Genomic DNA, 22,543 nt, shown 5'->3' with positions numbered 1-22,543 from the left:
TATTGGCATCTTTTACATAATATTGCAATTACATAATAGCTATCATCATAATTTAGTATTATCTTTTCCATAGTTATTATGTAACCATTGCAAAATGCTATTATTCATTTAATTGCATATACCCACACAGCAAATTTGATTACCGAAATAGGGGATTTTTTGTTAATTTTGATTAACAACTATTTACCAAAATGCTGGTATTGCTTGAATCAATAAACAAGCTAATTGTTGTTTGATTAAGCAATATTAAGTTAGCACTTCTCTGCAAAATGTCAATGTTAAGACATGATTTCTGGTTGTAAAATAATTACACAGATTAGTTTTATTTTCTCTGGCAGCTAAAATTATCCAACGCTTTTGGTAACAATAATGAAGTGAATTATGTTGCGTAATTTAACCTTATGGTAGTGGTTAAAATACAAAATTTTTCGCTAATAAACTAAGTGTTCCCATTAAATTACTGAAAACCGAAAATCATGGATGTTCAAGAACTTCTAGCTAGGTATGCAGCAGGAGAAAGAAGCTTCCACGGCATAGAATTGCCAGAAGCAGATCTGCGGGGAGCTAATTTAGGTGGAGTAGACTTTGGCAGAGTTAACCTCAGCGGCGCTAACCTCACAGGTGCATCTTTGAGTGGAGCTAATTTAAGCCAGGCAAATCTTAGAGGAGCAAAACTACATAGAGCAAATTTATCAGAAGTTATTCTCAGTGGCGCTGATTTACGCCAAGCAGCACTGACAACTGCAAATTTAAATGAATCAGATCTCAGTGGCGCGTCTCTCAATGATGCAGACTTGTGTGATGCTAATTTGCACATGGCATCACTGAGTGCAGCTAACTTACAAGGTGCTAATTTGAGTGGAGCGAAAATGGGTGGAGTGAGGATGTGGAAAGCAGATTTGCAATGGGCGGATTTAACAGGAGCCGATTTAAGTGAAGCAAATTTGAGTGAAGCAAACCTAACCGGAGCTAATCTCTATGCTACAGACATGAGCGAAACATTTTTGACAGGAACTATCATGCCTGATGGTTTCATTCATTTATAAAAATGCCAACTTCATATTTTGTCACAATAGATATGAGCGATCGCTGTTTGGTATGAGTGACAAAAGCGCGATCGCGTCCTCATTATAATAGTAGTAATTTCTACGGGGTTCCTATGAGCCAAACCATTGATGAACGCGTACATTGGACAAGCGCGGACTTAGAGTTATTGCCAGATAACGGTAATCGCTACGAAATTATCGATGGAGAATTATTTGTGACCAGGGCACCGCATTGGGGACATCAAAAAGCCACTGCAAATATTTGTGCAGAATTAAGAACTTGGTCAATCTCCACTGGGCTTGGTGAGGCTGTCCCTACTCCAGGGATTATTTTCACCGATGCAGATAATGTAATTCCTGATGTGGTTTGGATCAGCAAAGAACGCCTAGCGATTTTACTTGATAGTCAAGGACATTTAACAGGCGCACCAGAATTAGTTGTAGAAGTTCTTTCTTCTGGAACAGAGAACGAACGAAGAGACCGCGAAGTAAAACTAAAATTATATGCTTCTAGAGGAGTGCAAGAATATTGGATTTTGAATTGGCAATTACAACAGGTTGAGGTGTATCGCCGAGAAAAAGCTGTTCTCAAATTAGTAGCAACATTACTGACAACAGACGAACTGTCTTCACCTCTGCTGCCAAATTTTGTTTGTCCTGTAGCACGACTATTCGTGTAGTACTTTGGGACTGGGAAAAGGCAGGGGGCAGGGGGCAGGGAGACAAGGGGAAAAATTCCCATTACCAATTACCAATTACCAAATGACAACTGACAAATAACAAATGACAAACAGGCACTCAAAATTACACAGTCGCTAGCAAGATATGTCAAAATTCTGAAATCATTAGACTGCTGTAATTTGAATTATGAATTTGAGCCTGTGCATGATCGTCAAAAATGAAGCAGCAACACTGCCTAAATGCCTCAGCAGTGTGAAAAATGTCGTCGATGAAATTGTAGTTTTAGATACAGGTTCTAGCGATCGCACTCCAGAAATTGCTAAGGCACATGGTGCAAAAGTACATCATTTTCAATGGAACAATAACTTCAGCATTGCCCGCAATGAAGCCTTAAAATATGTCACAGGCGATTGGATTTTAGTGTTAGATGCAGATGAGACACTAACGCCAGAAATTGCACCGCAAATTCACTCAGCAATTCAAAGTGAAGAATACTTATTAATCAACCTGGTGCGAAATGAAGTTGGCGCAGAACAATCTCCTTATTCGTTAGTTTCTAGACTATTTCGTAAACATCCAGATATTCAGTTTTCCCGTCCATATCATGCGCTAGTTGATGATAGTGTATCAGAAATTATCAAGAAAGAACCGCACTGGCAGATTGGCTATTTACAAGGAGTAGCAATTTTACATAAGGGATATCAAAAAACTGCGATCGCTCAAGGTAATAAACACGCCAAAGCTCAAGCAGCAATGGAAGAATTTTTCAAAGCTCATCCTGATGACCCCTACGTTTGTAGTAAATTGGGAGCTTTATATGTAGAAACTGGGAAAATTAAAGAAGGTATAGAACTGCTAACAAGAGGCGTGAGGGCGAGTGAAGAAAACTACGAAATTTTATACGAACTCCATTATCATTTAGGCATTGCTTACAATCGCTTACAAAATCCTCAACAAGCTAGCGCCCATTATCAAGCTGCAATCAAATTACCAATTTACCCAATTTTAAAATTGGGAGCATATAACAATCTGGGTAACTTACTCAAAGCAGCAGGAGATTTAAAAAATGCCAGAAAAGCTTACGAAACAACCTTAAAAATTGACCCGAATTTTGCTAGCGGACATTACAACTTAGGAATGACATTTAAAGCTTTAGGCTTATTTACAGATGCGATCGCCTGTTACCAAAAAGCCATCAAGTTAAACCCCAGCTATGCCGAAGCATATCAAAATTTAGGAGTAGTGCAGCTCAAAGTCGGTAATGTCCAAGCTAGCGTCACAGCATTTAAAAATGCGATCGCCCTACACCAACAGCATAACCCCGAAGAAGCCAAGAGACTCCGCCAGGGTTTGCAAGAGATGGGGTTGATTTAGTGCTGAGTGCTGAGTGCTGAGTTGGAGGGGATGAGGGGGATGAGGGAGATGAGGATAAGAGAGCAGGGTAGAAATTTCAAATGTTTATTCCCCATTACCAATTACCAATTACCCATTACCCAATCCCCAATCCCCAGTCCCCAGTCCCCATTCCTAAATCCGACTCCGTACAAATTTTTCCAATCTGTCCATTCCCTTTTCAATGGTTGCCATGTCGGTGGCGTATGAAAGGCGAATGTTTTTATCAGCACCAAAGGCAATACCGGGAATTACTGCTACTTGATGTTCTTCAATCAGCGCATCGCAGAATTCTAGGGATTTTAGACCAGTTTTGCTGATGTCGGGGAAAAGATAAAAAGCACCGTCAGGTTTGGGACAACTCAATCCGGGAATAGCGTTGAGTCTGTCTAACATTACCTGTCGCCGTTTGGCGAAGGCTTGGCGCATTTCTTCTACGCAGTCTTGGGAACTTTCTAAAGCTGCGATCGCACCATATTGAGCAAAGGTACAAACGTTAGATGTACTATGCCCTTGGATGGTGCTTGCGGCTTTGATGATTTCCACAGGCCCCGCTAAATAGCCAAGTCGCCACCCTGTCATGGAGTAAGCTTTGGCAAAGCCGTTGCTGATCAAGGTACGGGCAAAAATTTCCTTCCCTAAAGAACCAATGCTGATATGTTCTGCACCGTCGTAGAGAATTTTTTCGTAAATCTCGTCAGAAACCACAAAGATATCTGCATCAACTACTACTTCCGCCAGCGCTTTAATTTCTGCTGGCGTGTACACCATCCCAGTGGGGTTAGATGGTGAGTTGAGGACAAATAGCTTCGTTTTGGGCGTAATCGCCTTGCGGAGTTGTTCCGGCGTAATTTTATAACCCGTCGAAGCATCTGTGGTCACAATAACCGGAACTCCACCTACCAAAGTTACCATTTCGGGATAACTTAGCCAGTAGGGGGCCGGGATAATAACTTCATCACCCGGATCGATTAAAGCCACAATCAAATTGTAGAGAGAATGCTTACCGCCATTGGTGACGATGACATTTTCTGCTTTATAATCTAGACCATTATCAGCTTTCAGCTTACGGGCGATCGCTTCCCTTAACTTTGGTTCTCCAGCGGCTGGGCCATATTTGGTCTTGCCTTCATCCAAAGCCTTTGCTGCTGCTGCTTTGATATGGGCTGGAGTGTCAAAATCTGGTTCTCCAGCGCTAAAACTACAAACGTCCACACCCTCTGCTTTCATTGCCTTAGCTTTAGCTGCGATCGCTAAGGTTAAAGAGGGTGTTACCTGACTTACTCTTGCTGCCAGCTTCATTCTTAATTTATTTGGCGAATCTCTAACCTATTTAACAATATCCCACAATCTTGAGCGAGAATTGACTTTTTAGAATTCCTTAGCTCGTCTATTTCACAAATTATTGCATTTGGGAATTTTGTTGAGAGTATATGAGGTAAATATTTTTACTTAACTTGTAACTTTTTGAAGAGTTTGACTAGACATTGAAAATGCTGGAGCGCATAGCCTCACATAAATATCTCTTTTATCATCATCAAAAGCCCTTCTACCGTGCATAATTCTTGTATTATCAATCATTAAAATATCGCCTTTTTGCCAATAAACTTCCGTAGTTAATCTCTCAGCTATTTCATTAAGTTCAGACATAACTGTATCGGAGATATCTGAATCATCGGCAAATCTTAGCCGTTCGGGATATAAATGTTTACCAGGTAATAGGCTATTAATAAATACCTGATATTTGCCGCAGCTACTCGGTATAATCGCTGGACGAATATACTCAGTAAATATGGAATTATCTTGGTAAATAGTTAAACGCATATCATTAAGTTCACATATTGCTGCTACTTGATTCACATCTTCAGTTTTGTATTGTTTCTGCCATTCTGCTTCAGATAGATGAGTAGTAAACTTGATATGATTTTTGCTCAATAAATCTTTAGTAGCGATACTAAGCTCATTATAGAATTGTCTGCCATCACATATTGTTGTTTCTCCCTTTGCTGATGCTGGATGAGCGCAGAAAAACCACAACATCAGTGGAATATTCTTTTGATAATACATCTCACCATGCAATTTAATCGCTGATTTAAAATTGTTAACGCTTAAAACTGTCTTGTCACCATTAATAATTCGGCGTTGAAACACTCCGCCAGCATAATCCATAAAATCAGTACTTAACGAGTTGCTAAATTCTTTAAAAATTTCTACATTATTTGCAAATCCTCTAAACAGCAATGCTCCATATTCTTTAAATAAACTAATAATTTCCTCCCGCGATAATTCCCAAATACTGTGATTGCCAACATTAATAATTTGTTGACCCATGCTGTTTGAGATTGGTTGCATTTTGATGTTCATAATAATTAATCAAAATTGAGTAACTTATTCTTGATTTTCTCTAACAACTATGCTTTTGACAGAATTGGTTTGCTCAAAGTTAACTAGCTTATTGCACTTGCTGGTGAAGAAGTAAGGAGAATTCATATAAATTAAAGTTAGCGAAATTAACTCTAATTTAAGGTTTGTAGTAGTTAATTACATCTGAAATTTATCAGTTAAGATGTGAGCTATTCATAGGACACCCGTGTTAATATTGGTGCCCTCAAACCGAAGCAGATGAGGATAAATAAAGTGAAAAATCAAGTCTTGAAGCTAGCTACAGGTTTAGCACTTATGTGTACTACGGTAGCTATCAACACTGGTATAGCTGATCAAATAGCCTTAGCTAAATCTAAAAATCCGACAAAGTGTAATTTATTTGCCTACGTTGATGTCTCAGATGGGCAAACATTAAACGTGCGGAGTGGAACCAGCACCAACAATAAAATTTTAGGACAAGTGCCTGTTAATGAAACTGTTCAGGTTGTGGCTGTATTAGGAAATTGGGCCAAGATTACCAATACTAGTAGCGGTTTTAAAGGAACTGGTTGGGTATCTTTGCCCAAGTTAGGCTTATCAACCAGAGGTTACGGTACTAAAGGCGTGAAGCTTTACGCCAAAACTAGTGCCAAAAGTAAAGTCATAGTTAGAGTTCCCCCTAACACCAGCGTCAAATTATTAGGCTGTCAGGGAGGCTGGGCGCTGGTGCAATATAAAGGTGTTAACGGTTGGTTGGTAAGAGAAGACCAATGTGGTGCAGCTTTGACCAGTTGTTCTTAATATTTACTGCAAATCAGATTCTCGGCTGATGCAAAAAGTCGGGAATCTTGGCTAACCTGCCAAATTTATAAATTGATTGGCATTTGTACAACGACACAACCCAATACAGTTCAATCAAAAAAATAAATTGACAACAAAAACAATAATTTTGGAGGGGGTTTGGGGGACGCAACCGTCACCCAATCGGGGGTTTGGGGGATTCTCCCCCAATTGAGCTAGCTGTTTCCACAACTGACAAATTCATCAAACTGTATTGTGGCGTAACCCTACCATCAGCGACTAGTCGGGCTAATCCAAAATCCAAAATTGCTTGACTACTCAAAAAGTCATAGAAGAAAAAAATATAAAAATTTTTAGATGCCAATAATTAGCTATTAAACCAATAAAAAATCATCATAAATATCAAGCTTTTGGCAAATCTTAATTAGAAAGAATCTCAATAAAATTATTTAAAAAATTTAGTCTATAGAGAGATGTATTTCTTACTGAGTAATAGTTTGATACTTATTACTTGTGTTTTAAGTTTTAATGATAAAACGTAGAATCTCATGTAAAAATTATTTATGACTTACGATAATCGCGCAGTGGTGCGAAAGGTTTTAATTATTACCCTACTGTTAAACCTGTTTGTGATGGCATTAAAAGCAGTAGTGGGTTACTCTACAGGTTCTTTAAGCTTATTAGCTGATGCTTTACATAGTGTTACTGATAGCGCCAACAATGTTTTAGGTTTGGTGACTAGTAAATTTTCTTCTCCAAAACCCGATCGCGAACATCCCTATGGACACCAAAAATTTGAAGCTGTCGGTGCTTTGGGAATTTCTGCTTTTTTAGGAATTGCTTGTTTTGAAATTCTCCAAGGCGCAATCGAAAGAATTTTTAAAGGTGGTCAACCTGTAACCATCTCAGCAGCAGAATTATGGTTATTACTAATTGTGCTGGGTGTGAATATTTTTGTGACTTTCTACGAACGCAATGAAGGGAAGCGAGTAGGTAGTCCAATTTTAATTGCTGATGCTACACATACCATGAGTGATGTGTGGGTAACCATTACTGTGATTGGCGGTTTGATTGGCGTGTGGTTAGGTTACCAATGGCTAGATGTAGTCTTAGCTTTTCCCGTTGCTTTGTTAGTTTTTTGGAGTGGTTGGTCAGTTTTAAAAGATAATTTACCTTCTTTAGTCGATGAAATGGCGATCGCACCGGAAGCGATTCATGCGATCGCGCTTTCGGTTCCGGGTGTGATAAATTGTCATGACATCGCTTCTCGTGGGGTTCTCGGTCGTCAAGTCTTTATGGAAATGCATTTAATTGTCGATGCTACAGATGTAGAAACCGCCCACCGCATCACCGAAGAAGTAGAAAGGCGACTAGAAGAACGTTTCCGTCCAGTCAGGATTCTCATCCATGTCGAACCCCCAGCTTACCAGTCTGAGCAAATTACTTTTGAATCTGAAGTGAAGGGATGAATGTAGAGACAATTAACCGCCGATGAATTTCCCAAAACAAAGTCATGAGTTTGTAGTTATTTCAACTACAAACTCATGACTCTTGTACAGACGCGATTAATCGCGTCTCTCCAACTCAGCGTTGACTTATTCCCACTCGATGGTTCCAGGCGGCTTGGAGGTGATGTCATACACCACTCGGTTGACACCTTTCACTTCATTAACAATGCGGTTAGAAATTACTTCCAAAACATCGTAAGGAATCCGCGCCCAGTCTGCTGTCATTCCATCTTCGCTGGTGACAATCCGTAAGACGATGGGGTAAGCGTAGGTACGTTTATCGCCCATTACGCCGACGCTACGAATTGGTAGCAAGACTGCAAATGCTTGCCAAACTTGATTGTACAAACCACGTTGATTAATTTCTTGCCGCACAATTAAATCAGCATCGCGCAAGATATTTAATCTTTCGGCTGTCACTTCACCGAGAATCCGAATTGCTAAACCAGGGCCGGGGAAAGGTTGGCGTTGGACGATTTCTTCAGGTAAACCAATAGAACGCCCAACTTTGCGGACTTCATCTTTAAAAAGTTTCCGCAATGGTTCTACTAGTTTGAAGCGTAAATCTTTGGGTAATCCACCCACATTGTGATGACTCTTGATTTTGACGGCTACTCGTTCGCCAGTTTGGGGATCGACGTTGGTATCAGCCGATTCAATTACATCAGGATATAGAGTACCTTGAGCTAAATAATCAAAGTGACCTAGGCGTTTAGATGTTTCTTCAAATACGCGAATAAATTCATGACCGATGCGGCGACGCTTTTCTTCGGGATCGGTGACACCCTCCATCATGTTGAGGAAGCGATCGCGCGCGTTAACATACTCTACAGGAATATGAAATTGCTCTTGGAATAGCTTCACTAATCTTTCTGGCTCATACTTCCGCATAAAGCCTTGATCGATAAACACACAGGTGAGTTGATCGCCAATTGCTCTATGTAATAAGAAAGCTAAGGTAGAAGAATCAACCCCACCAGAAAGCGCTAACAGCACTCGCTTATCACCAACTCTGGCACGAATTTCGCGTACAGCTTCTTCTACAAACGCCGCTGTTGTCCAGGTAGGTTCGCAGTCGCAGATATGGTAAACAAAGTTGCGAATTAATGCCAACCCACCTAAAGAATGCACTACTTCTGGATGGAACTGTACACCATAGAGTTTTCTTTCGTGGTCAGCAATCGCCGCACAGGGAGTATTTTCTGTATGGGCTAACAATTCAAATCCAGGAGGCATTTTTGTGACTGAGTCGCCATGACTCATCCACATTGTGGTGCCTTCTTCAACGTTAGTTAGTAAATCTGTGGGATCATCTATATATAGTGATGCCTTGCCATACTCACCGCGATCAGCCTTTTCTACCAACCCACCTAGCTGGTTTACCATCAATTGCATTCCATAGCAGACTCCCAAAATGGGAACACCTAAATTCCAAATTTCTGGGTCACAATGGGGTGCGTGTTCTCCATAAACTGAACTTGGGCCACCAGAGAGAATAATTCCTTTGGGATTAAGTTGCCGTAACTGTTCAGCTGAAGTACGATAGGACAGGACTTCGGAGTATACTTGCGTCTCACGGATGCGACGGGCAATTAGCTCCGAATATTGCGAGCCGAAGTCTAAAATTACAATTATTTGGCGATTAAGCTGTCCCCAGGTTTCAGTGGATTGGGGTGCTTGTTCTGTTAGTAGAGTCACCGCTGTATTCATGATGGCGAGAGTGTGTCTGTTAGGAGTAAGTCGCGCTGTTGTCTAAGAACTACCATTATTTCCGCCCGTTCTAGGTTTGTAATGGTAAATAAATCCCGCACAGACCCGCTTCAATAGCGTGTCTGTTTAGCCAAGAATTTGGCTTGGTATTAAAAAGAAAAAAATACCCTAGAGTTGATACCGAAAAAGTTATTTATTTGGATTATTAATGATTATTCATATTAAGTTAACATAATTTTCCGGATAACATACAAGCAGTTTTGCTCTTTACGATAATTTTGCGATCGCGGTCAAAAAGTACCGATCCACAGGTTGTAGCTGATGTATCTCTACTACTGTGGCTGCGAATATATTCTTGGGAACGGGAGTCTATAGCTGCTGCGATCGCGCTGTAAACTTGATTTACCCAACCACTTCCGGTTGTCGCATCTAGATGACGCAGGTGAGTAAGTGCCGCTTCTGCAGTTGGGCTAGCAAAAATTGTTTGTATATCTGGCTGCGACAATCCAGCTAAACTACAGTAGGTACTGAGAATTTCTCTGCGTCCATCAGCAAGATGATGGTGGGTATGAAAAATCCCTCCTGCCAATTTCATTAGTTTTCCATGATACCCAAACAATAAGATTTCTTTAACACCCAAATTATCGGCTTCCACTAACATTGGCCCAATCCAGTTAGCTGTTTTTACTAGCTGTTCGGGATTTATACCGATTTGACGTGCTAAGTCTAAGCCATTCTCGCCAATGCAAAATACCAAACTGTCAAATTGACTGGCTTTCTGTCGTAAGTCTGCTAAAAAAGCTGTTAGTTGTTCAGGGGAACTTAAAGGTTGGGAAATTCCTGTAGTTCCCAATAGCGAAAGTCCTTCCACTACCCCAAAGGCAGAATTAGAAGTACGAGCGGCAAGCGATCGCCCGGCAGGTAAAATTATTGTGACTGTAATTTTTTCTTCTGGTGCTAACAGTCGGCTTAAGTTCTCTTGTAAAAGTTTTTGTGCGTAACCATAAATCGCCGCTTTACCATCGGCATTTAACTGTTTGCCAATTCCTTCTCCTCCTTTAATTATTACTGTCTCCCCTTCTCCTTGGTGCCATTCCACTAATGCCCAAATCGGAGTATTTTTCGTCAGATCGAGATTATCACCCGGATCGCTGCGGGTAATTGCCAAAGCCATGTTTTCTGATAATCCGGCTACCTGTTCAATGGGGATTTCAGCGGTTTCGACTGGTTCAATTAAATCTACTGAAACTATATTGACAGGTTGATGATGACGTAACCAATGTAAAGCTGCAACGGCAGAAGCACAAGCAAAGACGGGAAGAGTGTATCCAGAACGGATCATGGGGAAAGTCAACAATAGTTATGAATTCGTAATTCGTAATCTGTAATTCGTAATTAAAGCAATAGCGAGTCTAAGTTTGCACTATCTCTCTTAGATAGGTTGGGTAAAATTTCCCAATCAAATAGAGACAGCAGCGTTACGCTTAGGGATGCAAACCCCAACCGTAACTAATTGCGAATGAATATTTACGAATTGTAAATTAAATTCCTACTTTTAATAATACAGCTTGCATATCTTCCCAGGATAGGCCTTGTTGAATATAACGAGGCGATTCTGGATTGTAAGGGTTAGCTACTCGATCAATACTGATAATTTTAGCGTCGTCTGGCAGCACAGGAATATCAGGATCAAACGCAGTTGGGCGCATTAAGGAACTAGAAAAGCCTTTAAATATAGCAATTTGGTCTTCCTCGTTGTCAATTTCCACCGTTACAAGTAAGACTTCTTGAGGACGTTTAACAGTATATTGTTCTAGTCGCTTGCCAATGGAATTTTTCATCTAGTCTGATGGATCGAGGATGAAAGTGGATTACACAGCACTTTTGAAGTAGGTGAGGTAGACCATGAGTAATGAGTAATGAGTAATGAGTAATGAGTAATGAGTAGGAAATTTACTTATTACTCACTACTTATTACTCATTACTTTTTTCAATTAGTTGCTGTACCTCATAAACATCGCATCTGCTGTATACGTATATTTTCCTTCATCCTTGATACTTTCTGTAATTACTGTTGTGTAGCGGAACGTCCTTGTTTACCTAGCTTAACTAACACAAAGTAGCTTAAGTAGAGAACGTAAAAGACTAAGCCCATGATCCCCAAAAAGCCGAGGAACGCAGGTTTACTATTGGCATGGAAATATTCTTTAAAGAGTGATGGGGCTTCTAACCAAACGCGACAATATGAACTTTTGAAGGTAGCCTCAGAAAAAGCACAACCCAAAAAAGGTATAAAGGCGATCGTGCCGAGAATACCATAAATTGTCATTGCCCAACGCCAGGAGGTAAAAACTAATTTTAATGCTCCGCTGGCTTGATACTCAACTTCATCATTGAGATCCACCCAGAACCATAAAGAAATGGGGATCAAAATGCGACCCATCAATCCTGAGAGAAAACTGACTCCAAATCCCCCAATCATTAAGTAAACGGTAACCGCTAAGACACTCGATACTCGCCAGTAAATCGTTAATAGGCGTTGTATCCCTTCTGCTTTTTGCACAAATGCCCAAATTAACAGAATTAGCGGAATAATTACCATAAAAATCAGCGCTAATCTGAAATCTAGCCAAACAAACGAGCGGAACCAAACATCATTTCCCATATTTTTTACCAGAATATAAATCCCAGGTCATAACTAAGAATCATGACCCATATAGAGGATATCTAATAAGTTATTAACAAGCTAATAACTGTCACATGATAGCTAATAAAAAAACAAGCAACTCAAAGATCCTTAACCTTTATCTTGCATTAGCCTGTAGCTATCTTCGGCAGAGTTTTAGCACATACCTAAAGATTCAAGTCGGCTACACCCCCACAAATCCCTAATTTTTAGTAGAAGTTTCTGCTGAGGAACACAACTTCTTAATTGCTACACCTCATGATCAATCGCTCATTATCCTTAATTTCAGGATCGGCTGATTAAATATAAAGTGGAGTAACATTAGAGAGGGGCTGGCGTAAAGGTACAAGATAACCGTAAATAGGTCTTGGTTGCTTGTCTGTCAGAGGAAAAAAAATTTAGCAACTCACATTTTAGTCATCATAAACGCGGCACTCAGCTGCTTCTGGATTGTCGTCGCAGTACTGTTCTAAAGAATTTTTTGGTTTATTTTGACGTTGGTGAGAAGCTTCTGCTTGTAATTCTTCGACTGCATCCCAAGCTGCTGCACATTCAGCAGAATTGCTCCCTGATACGTCACAGACAGCACGGGCTTGTTCAACTTCTTCTTGGATTTTTTCTTGAATGTCGCTCATAGCTTTAGTCTCGTTGTGTGGTGTTAATACCAGTATAGAAAAATGTCAAAAATGGCAGTTTTTTGTGCTAACGTTCACCATTCTAACCACTTAGCTGTTAAGTTAGTGTTTTAGTCTGATGATCCATAACTAATACAATAAACGCTAGCAGATATACTAAACCTATATTTATCTTTTAAGATTTTGTATAGCCAGTACTACAAAAGTATAATCATACAATAGATTGCATAAATCTAATAGGGAATAGCAACCCTAGCTTTCTGGAATAGACAGGTCATTGAAGCGAGATAAATTTAATTGCCTTCAACTCTTGTCGGAAGAAATTATATCCAGGAACAAAACTCAAAAAAACCAGCCCAACGAGAGAAAAAAGCCTAAAACTCATGGCAGACCAAATGCAGTGGGCGAACGCCCTATCAACCCGTCCTTCCTTGGAAGCAGCAATCACAGAGGTGGTAGAAAGGGCTGTCTCTTCGTTAACAGCGCCCCCGGATCTTGGGCTGGTATTTATTTCGTCAGCTTTTGGCAGTGAGTATTCCCGACTTTTGCCTTTGCTAGCAGAGAAACTTTCTGTACCTGTGCTAATTGGTTGCAGCGGTGGTGGGGTAATTGGCACTACAGATATGGGACAAACCCAAGAACTAGAAGCAGAAGCCGCTTTAAGTTTAACTTTGGCACATTTACCAGGGGTGGATTTGCGAGTCTTTCACGTTGTGGCGGAAGAATTGCCAGACTTGGATAGTTCACCAGATGCTTGGATCGATTTAATTGGTATACCACCTTCACCTACACCCCAATTTATTTTGCTGTCTGGTTCCTTTTCATCGGGAATCAACGATTTACTACAAGGGCTAGATTTTGCTTATCCTGGATCGGTGACAATCGGCGGACAGGCTAGTGCTGGAGGTATGAGTGGTCGCTTGGCGCTATTTTGTAACGATCGCCTCTATCGAGAAGGTACAGTAGGATTGGCTTTGAGTGGCAATATTGTGCTGGAAACCATTGTGGCGCAAGGTTGTCGGCCAATTGGCGAACCAATGCAAGTAACGAAAGCCGAACGCAATATTATTTTGGAACTAGATGAGCAAGTGCCGCTAGTAGTATTGCGCGAAGTGATTGCTAACCTCACCGAAACAGAAAGGATGTTAGCACAACATTCTTTGTTTGTAGGTGTAGCAATGGATGGGTTTAAGCCTTCTTTGCAGCAGGGAGACTTTTTAATTCGCGGGATTTTGGGAGTAGATCCTTCAGCAGGCGCGATCGCAATTGGCGATCGCGTGCGTCCCGGTCAAAGGCTACAATTTCACCTGCGTGATGCCGAAACTTCCGCCACCGATTTAGAATTTCTCCTAGAACAGTATCAAAGCCAACATCCAGATGAAGCCTCAGCCACCGCCGCTTTGATGTTTGCTTGCGTCGGCCGCGGCGAAGGACTATATGGCAAACCCAATTTTGATTCTGAGTTATTTCGACGCTATATCAAAGATATTCCCGTAGGCGGTTTTTTCTGTAACGGTGAAATCGGCCCCGTTGCTGGTAGCACCTTTTTACATGGTTACACCTCAGTATTTGGGATTTGTCGGGCGTTGGATATTTAAAATAGGGGCATTGGGCATGGGGCATAGGGCATGGGGTAATTGGTAATTGGTAATTGGTAATTGGGGTTTGGTGTTTGGTGTTTGTTATTTCCCCTTGTCCCCTTGTCCCCTTGTCCCCTCATCTCCCTCATCCCCAGGAGTTCTTTAATTTTGAATTTTGAATTTTGAATTTTGAATTGATTTGTCCCCAATCCCTCACCTCGGCAACAAAATTGTGCTGTTGTTATCAATCAGAGTAGGAGTACCAGTATTTGCGATCGCACCGTATTTTTGAATGTAGTGGCGGACTTTGTGGGGAAACTGGGGAAAGTCTAATAAAGCATCGCCATCGGCAATTGTTGCCCAAAAGTCTCGTAAACTAGGAGCTAGTTCTTTTGCCTGGTCAATGGGCAAGTTTAAGGGTGGTAAAGTTAGTAACTTGATGAGGAAGGGAAAAGAGCGATCGCCCATCCACTCTTTAGATAATTGTTGCAAATTGGGAAAATCTGGTACTGCTTCCACTCTATGAGATAAAATTTGTAACCATTGCCTACCGTAATTATCACGATGGTACTCTAATGTACGATAGGGGTGAGGATAGCTAACTAAAGAACCTGTGGTAATATCATATACACCTTCAGAGCAAGCAACGTCCTGTACGTGTAAATGCCCAGTAAATACTAAATTTACGTTGTAGCGTTTGAGCAATTGCACTAATTCTCTAGCATTCTCTAACATATAGCGATTTGCCATCGGATGGCGTAATTGATCGGGTAGATGCTCAACTACATTGTGATGCACCATCACCAAAACTAATTCATCTTTGACTTTTGCTAGTACTTCTTCTAACCACTGGAACTGTTGATCATCTAAACGCCCTATTTGCTGACCTTGTTCGTTAAAAGTATTAGAATTTAAGCCAATTAGCCTGACTCCAGGTAGTAACTCAGTTGTGTAATAAGGTTGCTGGGGATTCTCATAACCAAACTTGCGGTAGTAGTAGGGAAAATCGGCAAACGCAATCGATTGTTCATCCGCCATCAACACAGGTACGTCGTGATTTCCAGGTACAACATAAGCAGGAAAAGGTAACTTAGCTAAACGTTGTTGTAACCAAGCGTGGTTTTCTGGTTCGCCATGTTGCGTTAAGTCTCCTGGGATTAAGAGAAAATCTAAGTCGAGCTGTGTTAAATGTTCTAATATGCTTTCAAAAGCAGGGATGCTAACTTCCACTAGATGAAAGCGGCTGGGATGATCCCAAATTGTGTGGGTTAGTGCGATATGTAAATCGCTAACTATGGCAAACCGAAAATTTAGAGCCATTGATTTCACGATAGTTTATTAAATTAGGGTTTAAAACAAGCCTTTTCCCAAGAGTATAACTTGTGCTTTGTTAACCTGCTTTGAAGCGTCAAGCCTTAACATTTCTACACATTAATTGTTACTAATAACGGCATGAGATTTATCTTAAAAATCAAGCATATATGCTATTCAACAGACTGATTTTACCAGAACCATTTTTGCAGATTTAGGGTGGTTGTGGAACCCTTCAAGGTGGCTTTACGTCGCTTGTGGTAGTTATGAGCTTAGAGTAGACACCAAGGATCAAACTTTTCATCAGTCTTTGTGAATATAGTTGATGAGTCTTACTGATGAAAGTACTACAGCCAGTAGTTCGTATCGCTGTGGAGTCTATAGTAAAAAATTCTCCGATAGAAGAAATACTTTTAATTATGTTATAGATGCAGCCAATGCTGTTCGCTGTTTTTTTTGATGTTTACTAATCACCAATCCCGATATTTTGCTAAATCTTTATTGATTTTTTAGCTGATGAGGCAATTATATCAATGAAATATAAAGTAGATTGTCTGGCATCTGCCATTCATAATGTTAGAGCTATTCAAATATAGATGATAAAGAGCAAACAAATTTTTCGACAAATTGATGTTGCTCTTTTCTGGAGTATTCTTGTTTAAGATAAAATATTGCTTAATTGCTAATTATAATCAAGCAATTACAGCCTTGTTATTTGAGATCATAGTGTGAAGGAGTATCTATTTTGGCCGCTGTGCGAGTACGTCAACATGTTAATCCCCTTGCCCAAAGGTATCAAAAAGCAATCAGTACTCTTGATTGGGAGAAAGTATATACCCAGCCTTACCAACCATTACATTTAGATATTGGCTGTGCTAGGGGAAGGTTTTTGTTGAATATGGCAAAAATAGAACCTGAGTGGAATTTTCTCGGTTTAGAAATTCGAGAACCCTTAGTGGTAGAGGCAAATCATTTATCTACGGATTTAGGATTAACAAATCTCCATTATTTATTTTGCAATGTAAATAAATCTTTACAGCCACTTTTATCTGTCTTGCCACCAGGTATCTTACAACGTGTCACAATTCAATTTCCCGATCCTTGGTTTAAAACTCGCCATGCGAAACGGCGAATAGTGCAACCAGAATTAGTGACAGAATTAGCTAATTATTTAGCTGTTGGTGGGGTTGTATTTTTGCAATCAGATATAGAGTTTTTAGCAATAGAAATGCGGAATCTGTTCGCCGAAAATCCCGCTTTTCAGAAATTGAGTGCTGAAGAATGGCTCACAGAAAATCCTCTACCAGTAGCTACAGAAAGAGAAACAGCTACTCAAAACAAAGGTGAGCCTGTTTATCGGGCTTTATTTATCAAAAGAGAAGTAACAACAAGTTCCTAATACCATAATCGGCTATAAATCAGCGTTAAAGAATGGGGGATTTTAGATTACATGAAAACTAGAATCCTTTACCTAAAATAGGTTGTAAAAATATTTTTTATTTACCATATATTATTTTAAAATTTTAATACCGAGGCTGGAATTGAAAACTTTTGTATTACAGCTAACTAGCAACCCAGAGCAGTAATATAAATTTTTAATACTAGCTTAAAAACAGGATATAGAGGCTAGAAACGAGACGCTAGAGAAGAAAATTTTTCATGTTTGGTTGTTAGCTTTTCTCATGAATGGCTAACTAGTAATTTCACATCTCTAACATTTATCGATAACCTCTAGAACGCAAATGCGGATACAATACTCTGTAGATATTTAGAGCAATCATTGTTAAAAAGAACCACTATTTATGGCAAAAACTTTGCTGTTGAGGTATTCATAGCGAACTGTTTTGAATGGTTCCCATCGAGATATTGCTCGATACCCATTTCTGAGGCTGAGGGTTGGTAAAAATGACAAACTGATCGCAAATAATCGCATGAAATTTCTGCTACCAATCCTATCACCGCTAATTGCTATTACATCTGCCCTGCTCGTCGGTGCTATCCTCATCTTACTAGCTGGGGCAAATCCTCTCACTGCGTACACAGCTTTATTTCAAGAATCCCTTTCCAGCTACTTTGGCTTTGGTAACACCCTCACCAAAATGACACCCCTATTATTCGCCAGCTTGGGGGTATTGGTGGCATTACGAGCTGGACAATTTAATATCGGTGGTGAAGGACAAATTTACTTAGGTGCGTTGGGCAGTACTTTAGTTGGGTTATACGTGCAAGGATTACCTGCTGTAATTCATATTCCCCTGGCACTATTCGTCGGATTTTTATTTGGTGCAGTTTGGGGTTGGATTCCTGGTTATCTCAAAGCTTTACGAGGAGTGAATGAGGTAATTACTACGTTATTGCTAAATTACATTGCTGTGAATTTAGTTAGTTACCTCGTACAGAATCCCTTAATGGCACCAGGCGCGCCTAGCCCATATTCGCCATTAATTGCTAAGACCGCCCGCCTAGCGATTATACTACCACAAAGCCTTGCCCATGCTGGGATTTTATTAGCTTTACTTGCTGCTGGGATATTGTGGGTATTGTTAGGGCGATCGCCTTTAGGATACCAAATCACCGCAGTGGGATTTAACCCCATCGCCGCCCGTTATGCTCAAATGTCGGTAGAACGCACCATTATGCTGGTAATGGCGTTAGCGGGAGGTTTAGCGGGTTTAGCTGGTAGTTGTGAAGTCATGGGGTTGAAATATCGGTTATTTGAACAAGTTTCGCCAGGTTATGGATTTGATGCCATTGCGATCGCATTTCTCAGTCGTGGTAGTGTGGTCGGTGTAGTGTTAACTTCGCTATTCTTTGCGGCGCTGCGTAGCGGTGCGAATGTGATGCAGCGGAGTGCAGGTGTGCCGGTAACTGTGGTGTACGCCATTCAGGGTTTAGCAGTATTGTTTATTGCTATTAGTTTGGCAGTGGAAAGACAAATAAAAATTCAAAATTCAAAATTCAAAATTCAAAATTGAAGCTCGTTTCAGTCAGATACTATTACCCTTATCAAAAATGTTATGTTTGCGATTTGAGCTTTTATATGTGAACAGCTTAAACTAGCAGTAATCTTTAAGACTAATAGAGGCAATTATATGGATTATAGCCATACAACAGAATTGGGTAGACGCTTTGATATTATTCAAAAATCGCCTGAATGGGAAATTTATAAAAATTTACAGGCATTGCAAGCTAGCTATCGTGTTTTTGAGGGAAATTTTCATGAACTAATAAAATATCTAGAGCATCTCAGCGATCCAAAAAAAGCTTTATCTATTTATTCTTACAACAACAAACATAATATAAATAGTTTAATTGATGAAACTTCAAGGCTATTCCATAATTTTCTTGCTTCTGCAAAAACATTAGTTGATCATACTAGAGTAATTGTTGAAAAATTATACCCTATTGAGAATGAATTCAGAAAAGAATATGACTCAAAAAAAGATACAGATTTAGCCAATAATCCTGTCCAAAAGTTTGTGCAAAACTTACGTAATTACACTCAACATTACACTTTGCCAATAGTTAATTTAGATATTTCTCTTAAAGAGAATATAGACTTTAGTCTAAAAATAGATGTTAAAAAGCTAAAGAAATCGAAAAATTGGGGAACTTCAAAACCATATTTAGAAACCTTGGGAGAAAGTTTTTCACTAGTAGATTTAGTCAATGAATATCATGCAATGATTAACAATTTTTATGTCTGGCTAAGTGAGAGACAACATAATATTCATCAACAAGATTTAGAACGTCTTAGAAAGATGCAAGAAGAAATATAATATTCATTGGTTTTACGAACCACGATGAATAATCTCAATTTCTTCTCTGATTACTTGGTTGCGACTGTGCGTCTAGCCGTACCCTTAGGATTTGCAGCCTTAGGGGGATTGTACTCAGAACGCTCAGGGGTGTTAAATATCGCTTTAGAAGGAATGTTATTGACTGGGGCTTTTACCAGCGCTGTTGCTACTTTCTACAGTGGAAATCCTTGGCTGGGTGTCATCGCGGCTGTGATTGCTGGCGGATTGGTAGGGTTACTCCACGCCTTTTTATGTGTAAGTTTGCGGGTTGACCAATTAGTATCTGGGTTAGCAATTAATCTTGTCGCTGCTGGGTTAACATCATTTCTGGGACGGCTGGTATTTGGTGGTAGTAGTACACAGCAATTACCGGAAATTGGGGCGATAATTATTCCCGGGTTGGCGAATCTTCCCGTGATTGGGAAGTTGTTATTTCAGCAAGATATTTTAGTATATTCACTATTAGTACTAGTTATTTTCACAACATACATATTATTTCAAACCAGCTTTGGGCTAACATTGCGCGCTGTTGGTGAATCGCCGCAAGCTGCTGATACGGCTGGGATTTCGGTGAAAAAGGTACGTTATCTTGCTGTGGTAATTAGCGGTTGTCTTGCTAGTTTGGGAGGTGCTTATTTAACCTTGGTACAGGTGAGATTTTTTGCCGAGGGGATGAGTGCAGGTAAAGGATTTATTGCGATCGCAGCTTTAATTTTCGGCAGATGGCATCCTATAGGTAGTGCTTTGGCTTGTTTGCTATTTGGTGCTACGGAAGCTTTGCAACTGCGAATTCAAGCATTAGGGGCAAATATACCTTACCAATTTTTAGTCATGCTACCTTATGCGATCGCTTTATTCGCATTGGTGGGATTAGCCGGGAAATCGACACCGCCCAAAGCGTTGGGTAATCCTTACTTTGGAGAAAATCGCCATTCAGATTAATTATTATGGGGCATGGGGCATGGGGCATGGGGCATGGGACATTTTCCTTATCTTGTGCCAAATAAGCGATCGCCTGCATCTCCTAAACCGGGGATAATATAGCCATGTTCATCCAAATAGTCATCAATGGCAGCCGTATATAAAGGCACATCTGGATGTACCTCACAGAAATGCTTGATACCTTCCGGTGCAGCTAGTAAGCAGACAAACTTAATCGATAATGGATTCGTAGATTTTAACCTTTCCACAGCCGCCACCGCCGAATTACCCGTTGCTAACATCGGATCGACAACAATCATGTCTCGGTGTTCGACATCATGGGGAACCTTAAAATAATACTCTACAGGAATCAGAGTTTTTGGGTCACGATATAAGCCCACGTGTCCCACCCTAGCTGAAGGAATTAACTCTAACATCCCATCTAAAATACCCTGTCCCGCCCGCATAATAGAAACCAACACCAGCTTTTTATCTGGCGCAAGCACAGGCGCATTCATAGCGGCGAGAGGCGTTTGAATCTCTTCATATTTCACAGGTAAATCCCGCGTTACCTCATAAGCCAACAACAAACTAACTTCTTTAACGAGGTTACGAAACTTCGTTGTACTCGTCTCCGCGCGACGCATCAGCGTAAGCTTGTGCTGAATTAATGGATGTTCAATTAATGTGACTTGATTTGTCATTTGTTATTGGGTAATTGGTAATGGGTAATTGGTAATTGGAATTAACTATTTCCCCCTGCTCCCTGCCCCCTGCCTTCCCAATTCCCAATCCCCTAGAATACCGTCCCATCACTCTCTATTTGTATGGGGGGTATCCCACCTGTTCTGAGTTCAGCAGCAATTTTGCGTCCGGCTGTCCAAGTTCCCCCTTGGAGGATTTTGACTAATGGGAGTTCTTCGCTACTCATACCCAACTTGTCGCGCACTGTCGTAGCAATCAAATCTAGAAGAATCACCGTCAAAGCGCGCCATTCAACGATAATTTCTGAGGCTACTGAGTGAGAAGTGCGGAAAATCTCAGGGTTTTTCACACTAATCAGTCCCAAATCAACGCATAAACCCCCATTGCGATATTCTGGTAAACCAGTGAGTTGATCTAAACCAGTAATTGTTATACCCAGTTCTTGGAGTGGTTCTAATAAAGAATATGTCAACCACTGAGATAATTTGTGAAAAGGCACTAATCCATCATCATTAATTGCTGGATGTTGCCAGACATCACCTAAATTTACCCCAGCTATCTCTAATCTTCCCGGCCAAATATCACTCAGCCCTTCTAGAACTGCATCCAATACAGTAGCAGCAGCCAATTGTCTATTTTCCGACTTACCCAATAGATAATTAACTAAATTTCCCGGACGAGGATTGTGATATCCAAACAAATGGGGGAAAGTAACTATGACTTGTCCTAATTTTTGTAATAAATTCAATCTTCCGGTAATTCCCACTAAGGGATTTTCCCCATTGACTTGAAAACCAGTTGCTAGTTCTACCTCAGTTAATTTTTGTAAGCGATAAGCATCAGCCTGAGGTAATCCATTAAGTGCAAAATTACCTTCACAAAACATTCGGAAACTAGCCACAGCCAAGCCTTCAGAACGCCCCAATCTTAAACCAGTTTCCAGCTCATCATAATGCCACTTATCCCCAGCACCAGCATCTAACAGCACACTCACAATCGCCAAATCAAACTTAGCTGCCGCCTTATCCGCAGGAGATAATCCCACCAACTGAGGATCTAAAGTTGCTACTCGCCTTACACCTCCAACTTCAAAATGTCGCCAACGGCTATGAAAGGGAATATCTAAATTTGGGTACTCTGTGCGAATTACCTCAATCACATAATCCGCAACTTTGCCCAACTGCGTCAAATCGCAAGCAAAATTCTTTGAGTTCCCCTCACATACCCAAGAAAATAATTGCCCGCACCTTTCTCGAATCGCCTCCGGAGAACGAAGATATCTCACAATCTCTTCTTCCCCCTCTTCTCTTCGTGCACTTCGCGCCTTCGCGGTTCGTCTATCCACTCTTCACCTCCTAAATTAAGAATGAAGTATCAAGACTTAACACCCTTCATACTTCATC

The 22,543-nt window shown here is 40.5% G+C and carries 20 protein-coding genes; 10 read left to right on the top strand and 10 right to left on the bottom strand.

Translation table 11 applies throughout. The features are described from left to right. Positions 1-476 precede the first annotated feature (476 nt). The 3 genes from AACU25_RS13045 (at position 477) to AACU25_RS13035 (ending at position 3,101) form a co-directional block, all read left to right on the top strand. Positions 477-1,046 (top strand): pentapeptide repeat-containing protein, encoded by a 570-nt coding sequence (locus tag AACU25_RS13045; RefSeq protein WP_096576241.1) that lies wholly within the window; start codon positions 477-479, stop codon positions 1,044-1,046. 113 nt (positions 1,047-1,159) lie between these two features. Beyond that, positions 1,160-1,726 (top strand): Uma2 family endonuclease, encoded by a 567-nt coding sequence (locus AACU25_RS13040; protein ID WP_096576239.1) that lies wholly within the window; start codon positions 1,160-1,162, stop codon positions 1,724-1,726. Positions 1,727-1,931: 205 nt separating this feature from the next. Next, entirely contained in the window at positions 1,932-3,101 is a 1,170-nt protein-coding gene (locus tag AACU25_RS13035; protein WP_096576237.1) for a glycosyltransferase, read from the top strand. 153 nt (positions 3,102-3,254) lie between these two features. Here AACU25_RS13035 and AACU25_RS13030 read toward each other — a convergent pair whose 3' ends face one another. Beyond that, positions 3,255-4,421 (bottom strand): pyridoxal phosphate-dependent aminotransferase, encoded by a 1,167-nt coding sequence (locus tag AACU25_RS13030; RefSeq protein ID WP_096576235.1) that lies wholly within the window; start codon positions 4,419-4,421, stop codon positions 3,255-3,257. Between the two features lie 150 nt (positions 4,422-4,571). Further along, on the bottom strand, positions 4,572-5,471 hold the full coding sequence (locus tag AACU25_RS13025; protein WP_339382114.1) for a TauD/TfdA family dioxygenase: 900 nt from the start codon (positions 5,469-5,471) through the stop codon (positions 4,572-4,574). A gap of 285 nt (positions 5,472-5,756) precedes the next feature. On the opposite strand from AACU25_RS13025, the gene AACU25_RS13020 reads away from it, so the two are divergent. Both AACU25_RS13020 and cdf31 read left to right on the top strand, forming a co-directional pair. After that, positions 5,757-6,284, top strand: coding sequence for an SH3 domain-containing protein (locus AACU25_RS13020; RefSeq protein ID WP_321206802.1), 528 nt, complete (start codon positions 5,757-5,759; stop codon positions 6,282-6,284). Positions 6,285-6,847: 563 nt separating this feature from the next. Beyond that, on the top strand, positions 6,848-7,753 hold the full coding sequence (gene cdf31 / locus AACU25_RS13015; RefSeq protein ID WP_096576229.1) for a CDF family zinc efflux transporter Cdf31: 906 nt from the start codon (positions 6,848-6,850) through the stop codon (positions 7,751-7,753). Between the two features lie 126 nt (positions 7,754-7,879). On the opposite strand, the gene guaA is transcribed toward cdf31, so the two are convergent. The 5 genes from guaA to AACU25_RS12990 form a co-directional block, all read right to left on the bottom strand. Beyond that, a complete protein-coding gene (gene guaA / locus AACU25_RS13010) occupies positions 7,880-9,502 on the bottom strand; it encodes a glutamine-hydrolyzing GMP synthase (RefSeq protein ID WP_096576228.1) in 1,623 nt (540 codons plus the stop codon). Positions 9,503-9,728: 226 nt separating this feature from the next. Then, complete coding sequence (cbiD, locus tag AACU25_RS13005) at positions 9,729-10,841, bottom strand: cobalt-precorrin-5B (C(1))-methyltransferase CbiD (RefSeq protein ID WP_190445893.1); 1,113 nt, start codon at positions 10,839-10,841, stop codon at positions 9,729-9,731. Positions 10,842-11,043: 202 nt separating this feature from the next. Next, positions 11,044-11,343 carry a DUF7734 family protein gene (locus tag AACU25_RS13000; protein ID WP_096576224.1) on the bottom strand — a complete coding sequence of 100 codons (300 nt, stop codon included), beginning with the start codon at positions 11,341-11,343 and terminating at the stop codon, positions 11,044-11,046. Positions 11,344-11,570: 227 nt separating this feature from the next. Next, positions 11,571-12,167, bottom strand: coding sequence for a DUF3177 family protein (locus tag AACU25_RS12995; RefSeq protein WP_096576222.1), 597 nt, complete (start codon positions 12,165-12,167; stop codon positions 11,571-11,573). A 434-nt stretch (positions 12,168-12,601) separates the two neighbouring features. Next, complete coding sequence (locus AACU25_RS12990; protein WP_096576220.1) at positions 12,602-12,823, bottom strand: Calvin cycle protein CP12; 222 nt, start codon at positions 12,821-12,823, stop codon at positions 12,602-12,604. 383 nt (positions 12,824-13,206) lie between these two features. Here AACU25_RS12990 and AACU25_RS12985 point away from each other — a divergent pair, with 383 nt between their 5' ends. Further along, positions 13,207-14,421, top strand: coding sequence for an FIST signal transduction protein (locus tag AACU25_RS12985; RefSeq protein ID WP_096576218.1), 1,215 nt, complete (start codon positions 13,207-13,209; stop codon positions 14,419-14,421). 195 nt (positions 14,422-14,616) lie between these two features. On the opposite strand, the gene AACU25_RS12980 is transcribed toward AACU25_RS12985, so the two are convergent. Further along, positions 14,617-15,723: a metallophosphoesterase family protein gene (locus AACU25_RS12980; RefSeq protein ID WP_096576216.1), complete on the bottom strand. Its 1,107-nt coding sequence runs from the start codon at positions 15,721-15,723 to the stop codon at positions 14,617-14,619. A 736-nt stretch (positions 15,724-16,459) separates the two neighbouring features. Here AACU25_RS12980 and trmB point away from each other — a divergent pair. From trmB to AACU25_RS12960, 4 genes are all read left to right on the top strand, one after another. Continuing rightward, positions 16,460-17,113 carry a tRNA (guanosine(46)-N7)-methyltransferase TrmB gene (trmB, locus tag AACU25_RS12975; protein ID WP_096576214.1) on the top strand — a complete coding sequence of 218 codons (654 nt, stop codon included), beginning with the start codon at positions 16,460-16,462 and terminating at the stop codon, positions 17,111-17,113. Between the two features lie 532 nt (positions 17,114-17,645). After that, positions 17,646-18,689 carry an ABC transporter permease gene (locus tag AACU25_RS12970; RefSeq protein WP_422641105.1) on the top strand — a complete coding sequence of 348 codons (1,044 nt, stop codon included), beginning with the start codon at positions 17,646-17,648 and terminating at the stop codon, positions 18,687-18,689. A gap of 117 nt (positions 18,690-18,806) precedes the next feature. Further along, on the top strand, positions 18,807-19,493 hold the full coding sequence (locus AACU25_RS12965; RefSeq protein ID WP_096576212.1) for a hypothetical protein: 687 nt from the start codon (positions 18,807-18,809) through the stop codon (positions 19,491-19,493). Positions 19,494-19,517: 24 nt separating this feature from the next. Then, the gene (locus tag AACU25_RS12960; protein ID WP_096576210.1) at positions 19,518-20,456 is read left to right on the top strand and encodes an ABC transporter permease; all 939 of its coding nucleotides are present in this window, start codon (positions 19,518-19,520) and stop codon (positions 20,454-20,456) included. 47 nt (positions 20,457-20,503) lie between these two features. On the opposite strand, the gene upp is transcribed toward AACU25_RS12960, so the two are convergent. Together upp and AACU25_RS12950 are read right to left on the bottom strand one after the other, a co-directional pair. Further along, a complete protein-coding gene (gene upp / locus AACU25_RS12955; RefSeq protein WP_045867462.1) occupies positions 20,504-21,139 on the bottom strand; it encodes a uracil phosphoribosyltransferase in 636 nt (211 codons plus the stop codon). A 92-nt stretch (positions 21,140-21,231) separates the two neighbouring features. After that, positions 21,232-22,485, bottom strand: coding sequence for a URC4/urg3 family protein (locus tag AACU25_RS12950; RefSeq protein WP_096576208.1), 1,254 nt, complete (start codon positions 22,483-22,485; stop codon positions 21,232-21,234). Positions 22,486-22,543: the final 58 nt, after the last annotated feature.

The organism is Tolypothrix tenuis PCC 7101 (assembly GCF_963874875.1).
Classification (GTDB): Bacteria; Cyanobacteriota; Cyanobacteriia; order Cyanobacteriales; family Nostocaceae; genus Aulosira; species Aulosira tenue.
Note: the sequence above shows the minus strand (reverse complement) of the source record. Positions and strands in the feature narration are given on the sequence as shown.